Genomic DNA, 19,039 nt, shown 5'->3' with positions numbered 1-19,039 from the left:
GTCGAACCCACCGAGATCAAGGACCGCAGATGTTTGAATCCCTCCAGGAGCGTCTTGGCTCCATCCTGAACGGCCTGACCGGCCGCGGCGCGCTATCCGAGGCGGATGTCTCGGCGGCACTTCGCGAGGTGCGCCGCGCGCTGCTCGAGGCCGATGTCGCGCTGGAAGTGGTTCGCTCCTTCACCGACAAGGTGCGTGAGAAGGCGGTCGGCGCCGCGGTGCTGAAGTCGATCAAGCCCGGACAGATGGTCGTCAAGATCGTCCATGACGAGCTGGTCGAGATGCTCGGCGCCGAAGGCGTCGCCATCGATCTCAACGCGCCGGCGCCCGTCGTCGTCATGATGGTCGGCCTGCAGGGCTCCGGCAAGACGACCACCTCGGCCAAGATCGCCAAGCGGCTGACCGAGCGGCAGAACAAGAAGGTCCTGATGGCCTCGCTCGACACGCGGCGGCCTGCCGCGCAAGAGCAGCTGCGCCAGCTTGGCGAGCAGACCAAGGTCGCGACCCTGCCGATCATCGCCGGCCAGAGCCCGGTCGACATCGCCAGGCGCGCCGTGCAGGCCGCCAGGCTCGGCGGCCATGACGTGGTCATCCTCGACACCGCCGGCCGTACCCATATCGACGAGCCGCTGATGGTCGAGATGGCCGACATCAAGAAGGTGTCGAGCCCGCACGAAATCCTGCTGGTCGCCGACTCGCTGACCGGCCAGGATGCCGTGAACTTGGCGAAAAGCTTCGACGAGCGCGTCGGCATCACCGGCCTGGTGCTCACCCGCATGGACGGCGACGGCCGCGGTGGTGCGGCGCTTTCGATGCGCGCCGTCACCGGCAAGCCGATCAAGCTCATCGGCACCGGCGAGAAGATGGACGGGCTGGAGGAATTCCACCCCAAGCGCATCGCCGACCGCATCCTCGGCATGGGCGACATTGTCAGCCTGGTCGAGAAGGCTGCCGAGACCATCGACGCCGAGCAGGCGGCGGCGATGGCGAAGAAGATGCAGTCGGGCAAGTTCGACCTGAACGACCTTGCCCAGCAGCTTCAGCAGATGTCGAAGATGGGCGGCATGGGCGGCATCATGGGCATGATGCCCGGCATGGGCAAGATGAAGGACCAGCTCGCCGCCGCCGGCTTCGACGACAAGATGTTCCGCCGCCAGCTCGCCATCATCTCCTCGATGACCAAGGCCGAGCGCGCGAACCCCGACATCCTGAAGCACTCGCGCAAGAAGCGCATCGCCGCTGGCTCCGGCACCGATGCTGCCGAGATCAACAAGCTCTTGAAGATGCATCGCGGCATGGCCGACATGATGAAGGCGATGGGCGGCAAGGGCAAAGGCGGCGGCCTCATGCGCGGCATGATGGGCGGCCTTGCCTCGAAGATGGGCCTTGGCGGCATGATGCCGGGCGGCGGCATGCCCGACCTGTCGAAGATGGATCCCAAGCAGCTCGAGGCCCTGCAGAAGCAGGCGCAAGCCGCCGGTCTCGGCAAGGGCCTGCCGGGCGGCTTGCCCGGTGGACTTCCCGGCGGTGGCGGACTGCCGGGCCTGCCCGGCGGTATGAAGCTTCCGGGTCTTCCCGGTCTGGGCGGCGGCGGGCTCCCTGGCCTCGGCAAGAAGAAGTGAGGGGGCGATGAACGAGGAGAAAGACATGGCCGACGCACGCGCCATCCTGGCCGGCTACCGCGCTTCGATCGACAACATCGACGCCGCCCTCATCCATATGCTGGCCGAGCGCTTCCGCTGCACCAAGGCGGTCGGCGTGCTCAAGGCCGAGCATGGCCTGCCGCCCGCCGATCCGGCGCGCGAGCAGCAGCAGATCGCCCGCCTTCGCCAGCTGGCGAAGGATGCGAACCTCGATCCGGATTTCGCGGAGAAGTTCCTGAACTTCGTCGTCCGTGAAGTCATCCGGCATCACGAACAGATCGCCGCCAACAACGGCGCTGCCAAAGCCGGCTAACAGCATCAGCCGAAGCCACAACATCAAACGAAATCAGAGCTTTTAGGAGATAAAGAATGGCACTGAAGATCAGACTGGCCCGTGCGGGCTCGAAGAAGCGTCCTTACTACCACGTCGTCGTTGCGGACGCCCGTTCGCCGCGCGACGGCCGTTTCATCGAGGCCCTGGGTTCCTGGAACCCGCTGTTGCCGAAGGACGCCGAGCGCGTCAAGGTCGACGCCGACCGCGTCAAGCACTGGCTGTCGCACGGCGCCCAGCCGACCGACCGTGTGCTGCGCTTCCTCGACGAAGCCGGCATCGCCAAGCGCGAAGCCCGCTCGAACCCGACCAAGGCCCTGCCCGGCAAGAAGGCGCAGGAACGCGCCGCCCTGTTGAAGAAGGCGCAGGAAGACGCCGCTGCGGCGGCTGCCGCTGCGACCGCGGCGCCGGCCGAGGCTGAAGCCGCCAGCGCCGAGTAATCACGGCTTTCGTTTACAAAAAACGGCGGGCCCAGGCCCGCCGTTTTTCTTTGTCGGCTTGCCGCCTCAATATCCCGACGGGCATCTTGCGATGTAAACGCGGCCAGAGCGGTCGCGATAGCGGCACTTGCCGCTTTCGCTGGCATGGCCGATCAGCGCGCCGGCCACTGCGCCGACCGCGCCGCCGACCACTGCGCCCTCGACCGGGTCATTGGCGACGGCCGCACCGACCGCCGCGCCGCCCAAGCCGCCGACCGCCGCGCCCTTTTCCGTTTGCGAGCAGGCGCCAAGGGCCACCGTCAGCACCAGGATGGTAATTGCTTTCTTCATTGCTGTTCCTCTCTCAAGCGCCGTCCTCGCCGCCATGCTCTAAACTCGCAGACGGCTAATTTGATCCCTGGAACAACGAAGATTGGCCGGCTTGGGGCGGTCAATGACGCAGCAACTGCCGTCAGGTGATTGAAATAAACAGGCTTTCAGCGCTCGGCGAGGCGCCTCAGATTGTCGAGCCCGGCCTCGAAATCCCTGCCGATCAGCGCATCGAAATTCATGAACAGGCCCATCAGCTTGACGATGAAGGGCCTTGCGCCGCGCATTGCCCAGGTGACCGTGGTGAACTCGCCGGTCGGCGAGAGCCAGAAGTCGACCGTATTGTTGGCTCGGAACGGCTTTTCGAAATCGAGCTTGAGCGCGACCTGCGACGACGGCACCGAATTTGTGATCTCCATGCGGCCCTTGCCGGCCTTGGAATTGCCTTCCCAGGCATAGACCGCGCCCTTGCCGCTGTCGGCGCCGGACAGCGTGCGCTGCATCCCAGGGTCGAGTTTTTCGAAGGGCGACCATTCCTGCCAGCGCCGGAAATCGTTGATCAGTGGGAAGATCGCCTCGGCCGGCGCCTTGATGCCGGCCGAGCGTGAGACGACGAAGTCGTTCGGCCGTGTCGCGGCATAGACGAGCACGGCGGCGATGGCGACGGCTAGATGTTGGTGAGCATTTTCTCCCCCTATCGTGAGAACGGAATCAACGCGCGCACCCTCGCGTCGCGCAGATAGAGCCCGCCCCACAGGATAATGCCGAGATAGACGCCGAACAGCGTGTGCGAGAACAGCGGGTTACCGATCCGCACATGGGTCGAAATCGCGCCGCCCATATAGGCGGTAAGCAGGATGGCGCCGAGCACCGAGGTGCGCGGGATGGCATAAAGCGCGGTCGAGATCAGCCCGACGGCCCCGATCAGGCGCGCGACATTGGCGTCCGCCGGCCAGCCGAGTTCGGTCATCGTCCGGGTGACGATATCCAGCGGCGGCAGCTTGATGACGCCATCGAAGATCATGAACAGCACGACGACGGCGCTGAGCGCGCGCCCCGTCCACAAGGCGCCGTTCGAGACAGGCACGGCTTCGGAAAGGCTCATGGATGTTCCCTCCTGACGGTTTCGAATGCCGGCTGTTTGCCGGGTTCGATCCAAGGACGGAGGAACATGCCGCGATCCTACACGCCTTCGTCATCCTCGGGCGCCTGTGGTTACGAGAAGTAAAATTTATCGGCCGCGATCATCTTCGGCGGCGTTTCGTCCAGCGCCTCGAACACGGAGATCTCGCAAACGCGGCAGAGCCCGTCCAGCGCGAGGTCGTTGGCCTCGATGCCGAACGGGTCCTCGAGCTCTTCCGACAGCGCGTCGAGGCCGAAGAAGGTGTAGGCGATCAGCGCCGTGAACAGGGGCGTCGCCCAGCCCGTGGTCGAGATCAGGCCGATCGGCAGGAGCAGGCAGACGACATAGGCCGTGCGGTGCACCAGGAGCGTATAGGCGAAGGGCAAGGGCGTGCCGGCGATCCGCTCGCAGCCGGCCTGGATGGCGGCGATCGCGGCCAGCCTTTCATCGAGGATGCGGAAGCCGATCGGATCGAGCGCGCCTGCCTCGCGCCGCGCATTGGCGCGCCGGCCCATGCGGCGGACCATGTCGTCGGCCGGGTTGGTGCGGGCGGCGGCCGTGTCGACCTCGTCGCCGATGAAAGTGCGCGCGTCCTTTGTGCTGTCGATCAGGCGCAATTGCCCGCGCAGGAGATGGCAGAAGGCAAGCGCTTCCATTAGAAGCGCGCGCTGCTCGGCGCGGTCGCCGATCAGGCCGGTGGTGGCGCGCGCCAGATTGCGGATCTCGAAAACCAGCGCGCCCCAGAGCTTGCGCGCCTCCCACCAGCGGTCATAGGCGGCGTTGTTGCGGAACGACAGGTAGATCGACAGCGTCACGCCTACGAGCCCGAAAGGCGCGATGCTGAAGGCGCTGAGATCGAGCTGGAAGTGCCGCGCGAGCAGCAGGATGATCGTCGAATAGAGGGCGAAGCCGAAAATCTGAGGCAGGATGCGCGGCACCACCGAGCCGCGCATGATGAAGAACAGCTGCAGGAATGTCGGGCGCGGGCGGACGATCATCGGGTGAACCTTTGCGAGCCGTTATGTCTCTACGGCGATAACGGGTTTGCGGCTCAGCCGCCAGCGACATCGCCATGTCGTCCAGGCGCCGGACCGTTGACGTTTCGAGCAGGACTGTCGAGAACGTCGCGGAACATCACGCGAAGGGGAGGAGACATGAGCGGCGAGACGGACCTGCAAAAGCTGCTGGCATCGATGACGCCGCTGCTTTGCCCGGAAGTCTATGTCTTCGCGACCTTGCCGCCCGGCGCAGCCTTGCCGAAGGGCGTAGAGCCGGTCATGCGCTTCGTCGAGCGCGAGGGCACGACGCTGATCCTGGCCGAAAGCCAGGCGAAGGCGGCCGGCCTCGCCGGCACGTTCCGCTGCCGGATGATCACGCTCGACATCCACTCCTCGCTGGAAGCCGTCGGCTTCCTCGCCGCCATCACCAAGCGGCTCGCGGCGGCCGGCATGGGCGTCAATCCGGTCTCGGCCTTCTACCACGACCATCTGTTCGTGCCGGCCGAGCGGGCGGAGGAAGTGCTCGGCATCCTGCAGCAGCTGGCGGCGGAAAACGGTGGCTGACTTCAGCGCCTGAGCACGTAAAGAACATCCGGCAGGCCTTCCTCATTGGTCGAGCCGTCGCCGAAGGCTTCGGCGCGAAAACCATGGCGTTCGTAGAACCGTCGCGCGCCGGTGTTGGCCTGGAAGCAGTGAAGCTTGACCAGAGACATGCCGGCGATGGCCTGGGCGAGCAGCCGGCTGCCGATGCCTTGTCCTGACCAGGCCGGATCGAGATAGAGCTGCTCGACCCAATCGCCATTGACGGCAACGAAGCCGACGATGCGGCCGTCGTTTTCGGCAACCGTGACCTGCTGATTGGGCAGCAGGATGTCGCGGATGAAGAACAGGTCTTCCTCCGGCGTATGCAGGACGGGCATCCAGGCGAAGGCATCGAGCGACGCGCGCATTATGGTCGCGATGGCAGCCGCGTCGGAACTTCTGGCCGGGCGTAGCAAGACTTCAGGAAAACTGGACATGCTGGCGCTGCCCCTCATCCGCCCTTCGGGCACCTTCTCCCCGTTGAACGGGGAGAAGGGAAAGGCGACTCGGCCAAAGGCCGAGCCCGCGACCGCGGGGCCGCCGGTCGTCCGGCGCCCCCGCGGAGGGCCAGCCGCGAAGCGGCGATACGGCCCGTGAGCGAGAACTAAGCCGCCTTCTTCTTCGGCTGGATCAGGCCGCGCTCGACCAAAAGCTCGGCGATCTGCACGGCGTTCAGCGCCGCGCCCTTGCGCAGATTGTCGGAAACGACCCACATCGACAGCCCGTTGTCGACGGTGGAATCCTCGCGGATGCGCGAGATGAAGGTGGCGTCCTCGCCGGCCGATTCGAGCGGGGTGATGTAGCCGCCATTCTCGCGCTTATCGAGCACCTGGCATCCGGGCGCCTCGCGCAGGATCTCGCGCGCCTCGTCGGCCGTGATCGGCTTCTCGAACTCGATGTTGACCGCTTCCGAATGACCGATGAACACCGGCACGCGCACGCAGGTCGCCGTCAGCTTGATCTTGGGGTCGAGCATCTTCTTGGTCTCGGCGACCATCTTCCACTCTTCCTTGGTGAAGCCGTCGTCGAGGAAGACGTCGATATGCGGAATGACGTTGAAGGCGATGCGCTTGGTGAACTTCTTGACGTCGACCTGGTCGGCGACGAACACCGCGCGGGTCTGGGTGAAGAGCTCGTCCATGCCTTCCTTGCCGGCACCCGACACCGACTGATAGGTGGCGACGACGACGCGCTTGATGGTGGCGACGTCATGCAGCGGCTTCAGCGCCACGACCAGCTGCGCGGTCGAACAGTTCGGGTTGGCTATGATGTTCTTGCGCGAGAACAGGGAGACCGCGTCCGGGTTCACCTCCGGCACGATCAGCGGCACGTCCGGATCGTAGCGGAAGGCCGACGAATTATCGATGACGACGCAGCCCTGCTTGCCGATCTTGGGCGACCATTCCTTGGAGACGTTGCCGCCGGCCGACATCACGCAGAGGTCGGTGTCGGAAAAATCATAGGTGTCGAGTGCCTTGACCTTCAGCGTGCGGTCGCCGAAGGACACTTCGGTGCCCTGGCTGCGCCGCGAGGCCAGTGCCACGACCTCGCTCACCGGGAAGCCGCGCTCGTCCAGAATATTGAGCATTTCGCGGCCCACATTGCCCGTGGCGCCGACTACCGCAACCTTGAAACTCATCTGATATCTCCTGTCCCTCTCCGCTTGCTTGTTGGAGAAAACCCGCTGGCCTCATGCGGGTTTCGTCCCCCGGCCGTACCCGGGAGAGGGTGGTTAGGCCAAGGGAATCACACCGTTTTGGTGGTGGTTTTGGCCGTAGTTTTGCTGGAACGGACGGACGCGTCGAACCGCCCCGCCCGATGCGCCGCATCGTGGCTGGGGGCATCGAATGCAAGAAGAGCCATCAAAAGGCCGCGCATCGAAGACGATCCCGTTCGCTGCCGGCTTTTACGCGCTTTGGCAGAAGAGTCAATTGGCAGCGACCCTCTCCTTCTCCCCGTCTCTATACGGGGAGAAGGTGCCCGAAGGGCGGATGAGGGGCGGCGCGAACCTGCGATTGTTCGCTCTATCAACGAACCTATGATCGCCGGCGCTGCCCCTCACCTGCCTGCCGGCATCCTCTCCCCGTATAGTGACGGGGACAGGGGCGCTCTCGCAAGCGGTTTCGCCAATCGCCAACGCAGTAGCGGCCCTGGCGGTGCCGCTTGCCCTGTACAATGACGGCCGCAGGAAGTAGGAACGCCGCAAATATCCTTTGGCTGGCGCGGTGCCCGCCTTGTGCTCCGCGACGAGCACTGAGCTCCGAATTCCGAAAGAAGAGAATGTCCAGTTTCGAAACGATTGTGCCTGCGCTGGCGCAGGCGCTGCGAGATCGCGGCTATGTCGAGTTGACGCCGGTGCAGAAGGCGGTGCTGGGGCCGGAGCTCGGCGAAGCCGACGCGCTGGTGTCGGCGCAGACCGGATCCGGCAAGACCGTCGCCTTCGGCCTTGCCGTGGCGCCGACCCTGCTTGGCGAAGCTCAGCGTTTCACCAATGCCGGCGCGCCGCTCGGACTGGTCGTGGCGCCGACGCGCGAACTGGCGTTGCAGGTGCGGCGCGAGCTGGAGTGGCTCTATGCGCTGACCGGCGCTGAGGTCGCCTCCTGCGTCGGCGGCATGGACATGCGCACAGAGCGGCGCGCGCTGGAGCGCGGCGCCCATGTCGTCGTCGGCACGCCTGGCCGGCTGCGCGACCACATCACGCGCGGCGCACTCGACATGTCGGCGTTGAAAGCCGTGGTGCTCGACGAAGCCGACGAGATGCTCGACCTCGGTTTCCGCGAGGATCTCGAATTCATCCTCGACGCCGCGCCCGCCGAGCGGCGCACGCTGATGTTTTCGGCCACCGTGCCGCGCGCCATCGCCACGCTGGCCAAAAGCTACCAGCGCGACGCCGTGCGCATCTCGGCCGGCGGCGAGGCAAAGCAGCATCTCGATATCGAGTACCGGGCGCTCTCCGTCGCGCTCGGCGATCGCGAGAACGCCATCATCAACGTGCTGCGCTATTACGAGGCCACCAATGCGATGGTGTTCTGCAACACCCGCGCGGCGGTGAACCATCTCACCGCGCGCTTCAACAACCGAAATTTCGCGGTCGTGGCGCTGTCCGGCGAGCTCAGCCAGAATGAGCGCAGCCATGCCCTGCAGGCGATGCGCGACGGCCGCGCCCGGGTCTGCATCGCCACGGACGTCGCCGCGCGCGGCATCGACCTCCCCAATCTCGATCTCGTCATCCATGCCGACCTCCCGAGCAACCCGGAGACGCTGCTGCACCGCAGCGGCCGCACCGGCCGCGCCGGGCGCAAGGGCGTCAGCGCGCTGATCGTGCCGGGCAATGCCCGCCGGCGCACCGAGCGACTGCTCGCCAACGCCGGCCTGACAGCGACCTGGGCGAGCCCGCCCTCGGCCGACGAGGTGTTGCGGCGTGACGACGAGCGCATCCTGGCCGATCCATCCTTTGGCGAGCCGGTGAAGGACGAGGAGCGCGACTTCGCCGCGGCGCTCCTGGAGCGGCATGGCGCCGAACTGGTGGCCGCCGCCTTCGTGCGGCTTTGCCGTGGCAGCCGGTCGGCGCCCGAGGACCTGATCGATGTCGCGCCCTTTGCGCCGTCGAAGGAGAAGTTCGCGCGCCGGGAAGAAGCACTTGGTCGTAGGGAAGAAACATCGGGCCGCCGCGACGATTTCGGCGACAGCGTCTGGTTCTCGCTCTCGGTCGGCCGCCGGCAGAATGCCGAGCCGCGCTGGCTGATCCCGATGCTGTGCCGCACCGCCGGCATGTCCAAGCGCGAGATCGGCGCCATCAAGATGCAGCCGGAAGAAACCTTCGTGCAGATCGCCGCAGACTGGGCCGACCGGTTCGTCGCCGCCATCGGCCCCGACCGCAAGCTGCAGGGCAGCATTGCGGTCAGGCGGATCGACGGCACGCCGGACCTGTCGCGCGCCGGCTACCAGCCGCCGAGGCCGGAGAAGAAGCCGCATCGGGGCAAGCGGCCTTTCGACCAGAAGGCGGCCGGTTTCGAGAAGCGGGCGCCGGGCGAGCAACAGCCTGCTGGCGGGGCAAAATCTTGGGTGAAGAAGCCTGGCAAGCCGAAGTTCGACAAGCCGGGGCCGGTGAAAAACAGGAAGTCGAAGAAGCGGCCAGTATGACTATTCTTGCGCGGCTGTCGCCGACATCGGCAGTTAGAACAAATGGGGCTTATCCTCGCCGGTGTCACGATCTAGCGCTGTGCGTGCATTGCGTTCTTCTGCAACTATTGGTAGACTTTGAAGGCGATGCAGGGGGGAGTCAATGCGCGGCACTGTGTTTCACTACGACGAGGATCACGACTACGGCTACATCAACGGCGTTGACGGCAAGCGCTACATCTTCGGCCGCAAGGACCTGACAAAGGACATGCCCCTCGCCAGAGGTCTGCTGGTCGAGTTCACGCCAGACGACGGGACTGCACACGACATCGTAACCGCGAGCCGACCTTCGCTCCCGGCAAACGGCAATCCGGAACAGCGCGGCCGCATCGCCCAACGCCATTCCGCCAGCTCCACGGGACTGTGGGCTTATTTTCTACGTGCGCTCGGCGACGACTACCGAAATTTCACCGGCCGGGCGCGCCGTAAGGAGTTTTGGGCGTTCTATCTGTGGTTCTACATCGTGCTCGTCGCGCTGTTCGGTTTCGGCATCCTGCTCAACCTGGCGATAAGTGGTTTCGATGACGGCCCAAGGACGTCGATCGGGTACATTCCTGCCCTGCTTTTCGTGCTGGCAGCAATCCTGCCGTCGATCGCGGTCGTCGTGCGGCGTCTGCACGACATCGGGCTGACCGGCTGGCTTGCCTTGCTTTGCTACATCCCGGCTTTCGGAGCCGTGGCGTTTCTGATCTTCGGACTTCTACCTTCACAGTTCGGGGAGAACCGATGGGGGCCGACACAGGTCGGCGTCAGGTTCTAGCGACTCTGTTCAGCGCTGCTTTCGGCAGCCGCAGAAAGACCTTCTGGCCGTGGCGCTCGGCGCCAAGCCGGTCGTAGAAGCGCAACGCGCCCTCGTTCCAGTCTTCGGCGGTCAGATCGATGCGGCCGATGCCTTTGCTGACGCAATAGCCGGCGAGAAAGCCGACCAGCGCGCGGCCGACGCCCTTGTCGCGGGCGCTGTCGCGCACGAACAGATCCTTCAGGAACATCAGCCTTTCGAGATCGATGCCGGGGTGCGCGATGGCCACCGAGGCGAGGCCGGCCACCTCACCGCCCACGAAGGCCAAGGCGAAATGCGGATAGGCCGGGCTCTCGTCGCCGAGCCACTGCCGGGCCGTGGCCGCCGCCCGGCTGTGATCGAGCGGCGCCTGGCGGTAATGTGTCGCCATCGCGCAAAGCACGGTGGCGAGCGCCTCGGCATCCTGGGTCGTCGCCCAGCGGACGTCGACCGCCGCCTCGTCAGCCATGGGGTCAGCCGAGGAACTTGGCGATGATGGCATCGCCCATCTCAACCGTGCCAACCTCGGTCTTGCCTTCGGACATGATGTCCTTGGTGCGCAGGCCGTCGTCGAGCACGGCGGCGATGGCAGCTTCGAGCTTGTCGGCTTCGGCGACCATGCCGAAGGAATAGCGCAGGCACATGGCGAAGGAGGCGATCATCGCGATCGGGTTGGCGATGCCCTTGCCAGCGATGTCGGGCGCCGAGCCGTGCACCGGCTCGTAGAGCGCCTTGCGCTTCTTGGTCTTGGCATCCGGCGCGCCGAGCGAGGCGGACGGCAGCATGCCGATCGAGCCGGTGAGCATGGCGGCGATGTCGGAGAGCATATCGCCGAACAGATTGTCGGTGACGATGACGTCGAACTGCTTCGGCCAGCGCACCAGCTGCATGCCGCCGGCATCCGCCAACATGTGGTCGAGCTTGACGTCGGAATAGCGCGCCTTGTGCGTCTGGCTGACGACTTCGTTCCACAAAACGCCCGACTTCATGACGTTGCGCTTTTCCATCGAGGTGACGTGATTCCGGCGCGTCCGCGCCAGCTCGAAGGCGACGCCCGAGATGCGCTCGATCTCGAACGTGTCGTAGACCTGGGTGTCGATGCCACGCTTCTGGCCGTTGCCGAGGTCGATGATCTGCTTCGGCTCGCCGAAATAGACGCCGCCGGTGAGCTCGCGCACGATCAAGATATCGAGACCCTCGACCACCTCCTGCTTCAGCGAGGAAGAGGCAGCCAGCGCCGGATAGCAGATCGCGGGCCTGAGATTGGCGAACAGCTCCATGTCCTTGCGCAGGCGCAAAAGCCCGGCCTCGGGGCGTACTTCGTAAGGCACCGCATCCCATTTCGGCCCGCCGACCGCGCCGAACAGCACGGCATCCGCCACCATCGCCTTTGCCATGTCCGCGTCGGAGATCGCCGCGCCATGCGCATCATAAGCGCAGCCGCCGACCAGCCCCTCGTCGGTGGTAAAGCCGCTGCCGAGCTTGTCGTTCATGGCCTTGATCAGCCTCTTGACCTCGGCCATGGCCTCGGGGCCGATGCCGTCGCCGGCGAGCAGGAAGAGATTTTTCGAAGCCATGGAGAACCGTCCGATGAGAGTTTGGAGAAATCGCGGCTTTTGCTAAACGCCAAGCGGGTCGGGCGCAAGAGGACGACTGGGCATTGCGAGGTTCGTCAGGCGTGACTGATCAGGCCAAGGCTTGATTGCCACGCGGTTCTCCCAATCCGTCGCTGCTTCGCAGCGCCACCTTTCCCCCTCCGGAGGGAAAGGAAGGGAGCGCTGCTGGACGAGCGTTGACGGCAAAAGGCCTGGCGCCTTTCCTCTACCCCGTCGATCGGGGGAGAGGTGGCTCGGTGAAGCCGAGACGGAGTGGGGGTCGACCAGCGCTACATTCGACAATGCATGCGCCAAGTTGCCATGCATGCCATCGTCAAAGACCAGACCCTTGGAAATGTGTGCACGCCTAGCGATGCGCCAAGATATTCACCAGCCGGCCGAACGGATCGCGCACGTAAAACCGGCGCACACCCCAGGGCTCCTCCGCCGGGCCGTATTCGATGGCGAAGCCGGCGGCCTTCATGGCATCGAGCGCCGCGTCCACATCGTCGACCTCGATCGACAGGTCCGGCACCGGCGTGCCCGATCCCCCCTCGGCCATGAAGCTCACCTGCACCGTCATTGTCTCGGCCGAGCCGCAAGTGAGGATCCAGCCTTGGTCCATGAGAACATCAAGTCCAAGCACGTCTTGATAAAAGCGCTTGGCCGCGGCGATGTCGCGTGTTTCGATATTGGCGACGATGCGCCTAACCTTCACCATGAGCCGCTCCTTGCCTTTGCGTGTCCCGGGAGCCCTCCGCATTTGCTATAACGGCGTGCGCCGCAGCGCCGTCACCTCGATCTCGATCTTCATTTCCGGCTTGTTGAGCTGGCACACGATCATCGTCGCCGCCGGGCGAATGTCGCCGAACGCCTCGCCGAGGATCGGAAAGACCACGTCAACGAAAGCCTGGTCGGTGATGTAGTAATGCGCCCGCACCACATCGGCCATGTCGAAGCCGCCATCGGAAAGAGCCTTGGCGATGGTGGCGAGGCAATTTCGCGTCTGCGCCTCGACCGTGTCGGGCATGGTCATGGTGGCATAGTCGTAGCCGGTCGTGCCGGAGACGAAGCACCAGTCGCCCTGCACCACCGCACGCGAATAGCCTGCGGTTTTCTCGAAGGGGGAGCCGGTGGAGATGAGCTTGCGCATGGGGTGCCTCGCTTTGGTTGTCATCGTCTAGCAGGAGAAGACGGTGTGGTCGTGGGCCAAGCCCGGCGGAGCATTGTCAGGAAGGCTGGCGCGGGCCTCAGAGATTTGGCTGCGGCTTCCCTCCCTTCGTCATTCCAGGGCGGAGCAAGGAGCGAAGCGACGCGCGCAGACCCTGGAATCCATGCCGCTACGCCAAGGCGCCGCCAACCGTGCAGAATTCTGGGCCCTCGCGCTCTACGGCAACGGGCATGGCATGGATTCTAGGGTCTGCGCTCCGCTACGCGTCGCTCCGCCCTGGAATGACGAAGGCAAGGATAGTCGTCGCGATACGCCCTAATTTCCCTGCGCGTCGTCATAGGCCTTCTTGATATCGTCCGGCCAGTCCTTCATCGGCGGCCAGGCCTGCGGCTCGCCATTGTCGCCGCGGCGGGCGAAATAGACCTTCTGCTTGGCTGGGTCGACCGCCATGAAGCCATCATTGCCGCCGCAGTCATGCGGCACGCAGCCGGTGGCGTAGAAGGCGCCGGACTCGGTCTTTTCGGTGCCGCCGCCGACCAGAAGGCTGGTCGCCATGTCGGGCATGTCGTCGCCGAGCAGCGCCTGTCCGGCCTTGTAGACGGCCTCGTTGTGAAAGGCGTCGATGATGTTGTCGTATTTCGACGGATCGACATCCTTCCAGCCGGTGCCGGGCTCCGGCGTGTAGGTGAGGTTGCCGGAGGTCGTCAGCCCTTCCGTGGGCGACCATTGCAGCGCCGGCTTGGAATCGCCCGGCAGCAGATAAGGCACGAAATAGATGGCGTCGTCGGAGACCGCGGCCGGCGGCGCGCCGCATTCGTCCTGCTCGACGGTGGTGGCCTGGATCTGGCCGTCTTTCTTCCAGACGATGACCTTGGCCGGGCCGCATTGGTTGCCGCCGTCGCCGACATCGACCAGCGCCACGTTGACGTCGCCGATCTTGACGATCTTGTCGAAGAAGACGTCGTAATTGCTGGCAAGCTGCTTGCCGTCATAGGACAGCACCTTCTCGCCGTCCTGCTCCGGCTGCGTGATGGTGAGCTGTCCGCCCTCGAACGGGATCGGCGCCTGCTTGTCTTCATCCGACCCGGCCTGGTCGCTGCCCTGGCCGGCCGCGCCTTGATCGGACGCCGGCTGATCGGACGCGGCGGGTGCCGTCTGCGTGGCCGGCGCGGTGGTCTGCGCATTGGCGCCGATCGTGGCGAGAAGGATAGCCACCGTGGCGCCGGCGGTCAGAAGCGAACGTGTCATGACTGTTCCCTCCATTCAGCCGCCACGAACCCGACCTGCGATGGTCAGGTTATAAGTTCGGATCGCTCAGGCCCAGGGGCGCAGCTCGGCATTCTTCTTCTCGAAGGATGCGATGGCGCCGGCCTTTTCCATGGTGAGCCCGATATCGTCGAGGCCGTTCAAGAGGCAGTGGCGCTTGAAGTCGTCGAGGTCGAATTTGACCACGCCGCCATCCGGCCCGCGGATTTCCTTGGCCTCGAGGTCGATCGACAGCGTCGCGTTGGAGCCGCGCGAGGCGTCGTCCATCAGCTTGTCGAGGTCTTCCGGGCTGACCGTGATCGGCAGGATGCCGTTCTTGAAGCAGTTGTTGTAGAAGATGTCGGCGAACGAGGTCGAGATCACGCAGCGTATGCCGAAATCGAGCAGCGCCCAGGGCGCATGCTCGCGGCTCGAGCCGCAGCCGAAATTGTCGCCCGCGACCAGGATCTGAGCCTTGCGGTAGGCCGGCTTGTTGAGCACGAAATCCGGGTTCTCCGAGCCGTCCTCATTGTAGCGCATCTCGGCGAACAGGCCGGTGCCGAGACCGGTGCGCTTGATCGTCTTGAGATAATCCTTCGGGATGATCATGTCGGTGTCGACATTGACGATCGGCATGGGCGCGGCGACGCCGGTGAGCTTGGTGAATTTATCCATGGATACCTGCGCGTCTTCTTCTTGGCTTGCGGGGAATTTGCCGGACGGTTTACACAAAGCCGGCGGCAAATGAAAGGCAACTGTTCGTGCGCTGCCCTGGGCCAATGGCGGCAGGGCGCGCGGAACCGGAGCCGGAACGCTCAAAAAGGGCTTCGAAATCCTGGCCGGCTGGTGCAGTCTGCGGCCATGGCCGATCCTTCCAAAGTTCTCTACGCCAGCGAGCCCGCCCTCGATGTCGCCGAATTCCGCCGCGTGCTGGTGGAGTCGGGCCTCGGCAAAACACGCCCTGTCGATGACGAAGCCCGCCTGAGGGCGATGCTCGGCAATGCCAGCCTGGTGCTGACGGCGCGCCTTGACATCGAGGGCGAGCCTCTTGTCGGCGTCGCGCGCGGCGTCACCGACTTCTCCTGGGTCTGCTATATCTCCGAGCTCGCCGTCTCGAAGGCCGCGCAAAGGCTGGGCGTCGGCAAGGGCCTGATGGACGAGGCGCAGCGCCGGCTCGGCCCTTCGGTCGCCATCAGCCTGATCTCGATGCCCGACGCCATCGGCTTTTACGAGCGCATCGGCATGACGCGCATGCCCGACGCCTTCTGGTTCTCCCGCAAGCTCTGACCGCCTCCGCGGTTTAATCGCGCCGTTCCGCGCCAGCGGGCCAAATCTTTTTCCGCCTCATCGCTTGACACGCAACCAAATGGTTGCATATTAAAGTCATGAGCATGGATGCCGTCTTTCGCGCTTTGGCCGACCCGACCCGCCGGCAATTGCTGGACAGCCTCTATGCCCGGAACGGGCAGACGCTGAACGCGCTCTGCGAGCACATGGAGATGACCCGCCAGGCGGTGACCAAGCACTTGGCGATCCTCGAGGAGGCGAATCTCGTCACCACCATGCGCCGGGGCCGCGAGAAGGAGCACTATCTCAACCCCGTCCCGATCAACGAGATCGCCGAGCGCTGGATCGGTAAGTTCGAGCGCCATCGGCTCAGTGCATTGAGCGACCTGAAGCAACGCCTTGAAAGGGAAGAGCCGTGAGCGAGAACAGCTTTGTCTATGTCACCTATATCCGCACGACGCCCGAGAAGCTTTGGCAAGCGCTGACCGATCCGGAATTCAACCGGCAGTTCTTCCTCTGCTCCTACCAGGAGAGCGACTGGAAGGTCGGCTCGAGCTGGAAGCTGGTCTTCCCCGACGGGCGCGTCGCCGACTCGGGCGAGATCCTCGAGATCGACCCGCCGAAACGCCTCGTCATCAAATGGCGCAACGAATGGCTGCCCGAGGTGAAGGAGGACGGCTACACCCGCTGTACCTTCACCATTGAGCCGGAGGGCGAATTGATGAAGCTCGCCGTCATCCACGAGGCCGACGGCCCGCACAGGCTGATCCCGAACGTCTCCAAGGGCTGGCCGCTGGTGCTGGCGAGTTTGAAGAGCCTGCTCGAAACCGGCAGGGGTTTCGAGCGCCCGCCGTCAAAGGGTTGACTTTCGTTTCGGATGCGAGACGATTTCTGGCAAAGGTTGATTAGATGCTTCACTTGTCCTCGCCGCAAGCCATGGCGAATGCCGACACGGTCATGGCGTCGGCGGAGCTTCCCGCCTCGCCGGACGAGGTGATAGCGGCACTCGTCACCAAGGAGGTCGAACGCTGGTGGGGTTCGCCAGAAACCTACTGCATGACCGGTTGGGCGGCCGATCTCCGCGCCGGCGGAAGCTGGCGCGTCATGGTGCGGACCGCCGACGGCAGGCGCCTGCCCGCCAGCGGAAAATTCCTCGAAATCGAAACGCCGCGCCGCATCGTGCAGACGCGGCGCTACGACTGGGGCCATCCGACGCTCGGCCGTCATGAAACCACGGTCGCTTACCTGCTTGAGCCGATCGACGACGGTACGCGGCTCATCATCTGCCACGGCGGATTCGCCGGCTTCCCGGACGCCGCGGCGGAGCACGCCGAAGGCTGGGCGCGCGTGCTCGGCTGGCTACAGGCACATCTGGGCTGCCGCCTCGCTGCCTGAGCTCCGCCTTGACCTGCAGGCGCGCCTGTCCAGATTGTGGACATGGCCGAAAACAAACCTTTTATCGGAACGGCCGGGTGGACCATACCGGCAGCCCACAGGTCCTCTGTTCCGGCGACAGGCTCGCAATTGCAGCGTTACGCTTCGCGTCTTCCTGTTGTGGAGATCAACTCCTCGTTCTACAAACCGCATCAGCGCGGAACATATGAGCGCTGGGCGCGCTCGGTCCCGGATCATTTTCGGTTCTCTGTTAAAATCCCCAAAGCCGCGACCCATGAGCGCCGCCTGGAAGATTGCCAGGATATTCTGGATGCATTCATAGGTGAGGTCAGAGGTCTCGGTGAAAAGCTGTCCGCCCTCCTGGTCCAACTGCCGCCCAGCCTGCAATTCGACAGGCAAATAGCCAGAAAGTTCTTCGCCTCGTTCCGCGATGAGACCGACTGCCGCTTGGTCTGCGAACCGCGTCACGCCAGTTGGTTCGAGCCGGGAGCGGATGCTTTGCTGAGCCGCCTCCGTGTCGGGCGCGTGGCGGCCGACCCCGCCCCAGTTTCCGCCGCTTCCGCGCCCGGCGGCTGGCATGAGCTCGCCTATTTCCGCTTTCATGGCGCGCCGCATGTCTATTTTTCAGACTATGAGGCCGGCCGGCTGTTGGAGATCAGTGCCCAACTCGCCAACGCGGGCGCGTCCGCCACTGAGGTGTGGTGCATTTTCGACAATACGGGGCGCGGGCATGCGCTCGGCAACGCGTTGTCGGTCGATGCGATTATGCGTCAGATGACGTTCAACTCCCGGAACGCCCTTCCTTCTGCCACACGACGATATCCGAACGCCGTACAGTCCACCGTGCGGTAGCCGCCATGCACGATGAGCTCGGCGAGCGATTTACCTACCGCCGGCGCCTGCTGCAGGCCGTGGCCGGAGAAGCCGTTGGCGAACAGGAAGTTCTCGACCTCCGGATGCGGCCCGATCACCGCGTTCTGGTCGAGCGTGTTGTAATCGTAATGCCCGACCCAGGCGCGCGTCGGCTTGATTGCCTCGAAGGCCGGGATGCGGGTGGCCAAGGTCGGCCAGATCACCTCTTCGAACAGCGGCCAGTTGACATCGAAATCCGTCGGGTCGGGCGCGACATCGCCTTCCTCCGGCTCGGCGCCGCCGGTGAGGTAGACCGAGCCCTCCGGCCGCACATAGATGCCCGATGGGTCGACCAAGAGCGGCATGTCGGCATATTTCTCGCGCGCCTCGAAGACGAAGACGTTGCGCTTGCGCGGCTCGACCGGCAGCTTGAGCCCGGCAAAAGCCGCCACCTTGCCGGCGTTCGGCCCGGCGGCGTTGACGATGATACCCGCTTCGAGCGTCTCGCCATTGTCGAGCGACACACCGGTGACGCGGTTACCCTCGCGTTTGATGCCGGCGGCGGAAGCCGTGATGAAATCGATCTTCTTGTCGCGCAGCGCCTTGCGGAACAGCGTCAGCAGCGCATGCGCGTCGAACCAGCCTTCGCCGCTGCGGCCAAAGGCGCCTGCGGAAACATCTTCGACCGACAGCCATGGGAAGCGGCGCGCCAATTGCCCGGCGTCCTCGAGCAGGATATCGGCGCCCTCGGCGACCTGCGTCTCGTGATTGGCCTTGAGGATCGGCATGCCAGCCTCGCCGGCGAGGATCAGATAACCGCCCTCGCGAAAGCCGATATCGGCATCGGCGCCGAACGTCTCCTTCAGCCGGCGGAACAGTTTCAGCGTGAACTGCGACAGGCGGATGTTTTCCGGGATCGAGAATTGCTGGCGGATCGAGGCGAGGGACAAGGTCGTCGCCGCGTGGGAAAACTGCGGATCGCGCTCGATCAGCGCGACGGAGCCGGTAAAGCCTTCCTCGCGCAAATAGTAGGCGACCGAGGACCCGACGATGGCTCCGCCTATGATGACGATGTCGTAGCGCATTTTTTCTCCAATTGGGCGGGTCG

24 protein-coding genes are annotated in these 19,039 nt (G+C 64.7%); 11 read left to right on the top strand and 13 right to left on the bottom strand.

What is annotated here, in order from left to right; genetic code table 11:
- Nucleotides 1-29: 29 nt before the first annotated feature.
- From ffh to rpsP, 3 genes are read left to right on the top strand one after another with little or no spacing between them, the layout of a single operon-like run.
- Nucleotides 30-1,622, top strand: a complete 1,593-nt coding sequence (gene ffh, locus P9273_RS16480) for a signal recognition particle protein (protein WP_278049867.1) — start codon at nt 30-32, stop codon at nt 1,620-1,622.
- 7 nt (nt 1,623-1,629) lie between these two features.
- The gene (locus P9273_RS16475) at nt 1,630-1,956 is read left to right on the top strand and encodes a chorismate mutase (RefSeq protein ID WP_041000445.1); all 327 of its coding nucleotides are present in this window, start codon (nt 1,630-1,632) and stop codon (nt 1,954-1,956) included.
- A 56-nt stretch (nt 1,957-2,012) separates the two neighbouring features.
- Nucleotides 2,013-2,414: a 30S ribosomal protein S16 gene (rpsP, locus tag P9273_RS16470; protein ID WP_278049866.1), complete on the top strand. Its 402-nt coding sequence runs from the start codon at nt 2,013-2,015 to the stop codon at nt 2,412-2,414.
- 66 nt (nt 2,415-2,480) lie between these two features.
- Here the strand turns inward: rpsP and P9273_RS16465 are convergent, their stop codons facing one another.
- The 4 genes from P9273_RS16465 to P9273_RS16450 form a co-directional block, all read right to left on the bottom strand.
- Entirely contained in the window at nt 2,481-2,744 is a 264-nt protein-coding gene (locus P9273_RS16465) for a glycine zipper domain-containing protein (RefSeq protein WP_278049865.1), read from the bottom strand.
- A gap of 146 nt (nt 2,745-2,890) precedes the next feature.
- On the bottom strand, nt 2,891-3,373 hold the full coding sequence (locus tag P9273_RS16460) for an SRPBCC family protein (protein ID WP_442920229.1): 483 nt from the start codon (nt 3,371-3,373) through the stop codon (nt 2,891-2,893).
- Nucleotides 3,374-3,417: 44 nt separating this feature from the next.
- Entirely contained in the window at nt 3,418-3,828 is a 411-nt protein-coding gene (locus P9273_RS16455) for a DoxX family protein (protein ID WP_278049864.1), read from the bottom strand.
- 110 nt (nt 3,829-3,938) lie between these two features.
- Nucleotides 3,939-4,844: a bestrophin family protein gene (locus tag P9273_RS16450; protein WP_278049863.1), complete on the bottom strand. Its 906-nt coding sequence runs from the start codon at nt 4,842-4,844 to the stop codon at nt 3,939-3,941.
- A 156-nt stretch (nt 4,845-5,000) separates the two neighbouring features.
- On the opposite strand from P9273_RS16450, the gene P9273_RS16445 reads away from it, so the two are divergent.
- Nucleotides 5,001-5,408 carry an ACT domain-containing protein gene (locus P9273_RS16445; RefSeq protein ID WP_278049862.1) on the top strand — a complete coding sequence of 136 codons (408 nt, stop codon included), beginning with the start codon at nt 5,001-5,003 and terminating at the stop codon, nt 5,406-5,408.
- Between the two features lie 2 nt (nt 5,409-5,410).
- Here P9273_RS16445 and P9273_RS16440 read toward each other — a convergent pair whose 3' ends face one another.
- Together P9273_RS16440 and P9273_RS16435 are read right to left on the bottom strand one after the other, a co-directional pair.
- On the bottom strand, nt 5,411-5,794 hold the full coding sequence (locus P9273_RS16440) for a GNAT family N-acetyltransferase (RefSeq protein ID WP_278049861.1): 384 nt from the start codon (nt 5,792-5,794) through the stop codon (nt 5,411-5,413).
- Between the two features lie 236 nt (nt 5,795-6,030).
- Complete coding sequence (locus P9273_RS16435) at nt 6,031-7,065, bottom strand: aspartate-semialdehyde dehydrogenase (RefSeq protein ID WP_041000460.1); 1,035 nt, start codon at nt 7,063-7,065, stop codon at nt 6,031-6,033.
- A gap of 641 nt (nt 7,066-7,706) precedes the next feature.
- Between P9273_RS16435 and P9273_RS16430 the strand changes: the two genes are divergently transcribed.
- Both P9273_RS16430 and P9273_RS16425 read left to right on the top strand, forming a co-directional pair.
- Entirely contained in the window at nt 7,707-9,569 is a 1,863-nt protein-coding gene (locus tag P9273_RS16430; protein WP_278049860.1) for a DEAD/DEAH box helicase, read from the top strand.
- A 142-nt stretch (nt 9,570-9,711) separates the two neighbouring features.
- A complete protein-coding gene (locus tag P9273_RS16425; protein ID WP_278049859.1) occupies nt 9,712-10,368 on the top strand; it encodes a DUF805 domain-containing protein in 657 nt (218 codons plus the stop codon).
- Here P9273_RS16425 and P9273_RS16420 read toward each other — a convergent pair.
- From P9273_RS16420 to leuD, 6 genes are all read right to left on the bottom strand, one after another.
- Complete coding sequence (locus P9273_RS16420) at nt 10,358-10,855, bottom strand: GNAT family N-acetyltransferase (protein WP_278049858.1); 498 nt, start codon at nt 10,853-10,855, stop codon at nt 10,358-10,360. The two genes, P9273_RS16425 and P9273_RS16420, sit on opposite strands and share 11 nt — an antisense overlap.
- Before the next feature lie 4 nt (nt 10,856-10,859).
- Nucleotides 10,860-11,963, bottom strand: a complete 1,104-nt coding sequence (gene leuB / locus P9273_RS16415) for a 3-isopropylmalate dehydrogenase (RefSeq protein WP_278049857.1) — start codon at nt 11,961-11,963, stop codon at nt 10,860-10,862.
- Nucleotides 11,964-12,348: 385 nt separating this feature from the next.
- Nucleotides 12,349-12,699 carry a VOC family protein gene (locus P9273_RS16410; RefSeq protein ID WP_278050014.1) on the bottom strand — a complete coding sequence of 117 codons (351 nt, stop codon included), beginning with the start codon at nt 12,697-12,699 and terminating at the stop codon, nt 12,349-12,351.
- A 48-nt stretch (nt 12,700-12,747) separates the two neighbouring features.
- On the bottom strand, nt 12,748-13,134 hold the full coding sequence (locus P9273_RS16405; protein ID WP_278049856.1) for a RidA family protein: 387 nt from the start codon (nt 13,132-13,134) through the stop codon (nt 12,748-12,750).
- 333 nt (nt 13,135-13,467) lie between these two features.
- Nucleotides 13,468-14,400, bottom strand: a complete 933-nt coding sequence (locus P9273_RS16400) for a hypothetical protein (RefSeq protein ID WP_278049855.1) — start codon at nt 14,398-14,400, stop codon at nt 13,468-13,470.
- A gap of 66 nt (nt 14,401-14,466) precedes the next feature.
- Nucleotides 14,467-15,072, bottom strand: coding sequence for a 3-isopropylmalate dehydratase small subunit (gene leuD, locus P9273_RS16395; protein ID WP_041000473.1), 606 nt, complete (start codon nt 15,070-15,072; stop codon nt 14,467-14,469).
- 186 nt (nt 15,073-15,258) lie between these two features.
- On the opposite strand from leuD, the gene P9273_RS16390 reads away from it, so the two are divergent.
- The 5 genes from P9273_RS16390 (at nt 15,259) to P9273_RS16370 (ending at nt 17,931) form a co-directional block, all read left to right on the top strand.
- The gene (locus P9273_RS16390; protein WP_278049854.1) at nt 15,259-15,684 is read left to right on the top strand and encodes a GNAT family N-acetyltransferase; all 426 of its coding nucleotides are present in this window, start codon (nt 15,259-15,261) and stop codon (nt 15,682-15,684) included.
- A gap of 98 nt (nt 15,685-15,782) precedes the next feature.
- On the top strand, nt 15,783-16,103 hold the full coding sequence (locus P9273_RS16385; RefSeq protein ID WP_041000476.1) for an ArsR/SmtB family transcription factor: 321 nt from the start codon (nt 15,783-15,785) through the stop codon (nt 16,101-16,103).
- Nucleotides 16,100-16,549, top strand: a complete 450-nt coding sequence (locus P9273_RS16380; RefSeq protein ID WP_278049853.1) for an SRPBCC family protein — start codon at nt 16,100-16,102, stop codon at nt 16,547-16,549. Before P9273_RS16385 ends, P9273_RS16380 begins: the two co-directional genes overlap by 4 nt.
- Before the next feature lie 44 nt (nt 16,550-16,593).
- Nucleotides 16,594-17,079 (top strand): SRPBCC family protein, encoded by a 486-nt coding sequence (locus tag P9273_RS16375; protein ID WP_278049852.1) that lies wholly within the window; start codon nt 16,594-16,596, stop codon nt 17,077-17,079.
- A gap of 42 nt (nt 17,080-17,121) precedes the next feature.
- Nucleotides 17,122-17,931 (top strand): DUF72 domain-containing protein, encoded by an 810-nt coding sequence (locus tag P9273_RS16370; protein ID WP_278049851.1) that lies wholly within the window; start codon nt 17,122-17,124, stop codon nt 17,929-17,931.
- On the opposite strand, the gene P9273_RS16365 is transcribed toward P9273_RS16370, so the two are convergent.
- Entirely contained in the window at nt 17,850-19,016 is a 1,167-nt protein-coding gene (locus P9273_RS16365) for an NAD(P)/FAD-dependent oxidoreductase (RefSeq protein WP_278049850.1), read from the bottom strand. The genes P9273_RS16370 and P9273_RS16365 overlap by 82 nt on opposite strands.
- Nucleotides 19,017-19,039: the final 23 nt, after the last annotated feature.

It is taken from the genome of Mesorhizobium sp. WSM4935 (genome assembly GCF_029625735.1).
Lineage (GTDB): Bacteria > Pseudomonadota > Alphaproteobacteria > Rhizobiales > Rhizobiaceae > Mesorhizobium.
The sequence above is the reverse complement of the archived record's forward strand: the minus strand, read 5'-3'. Positions and strand labels throughout refer to the sequence as shown.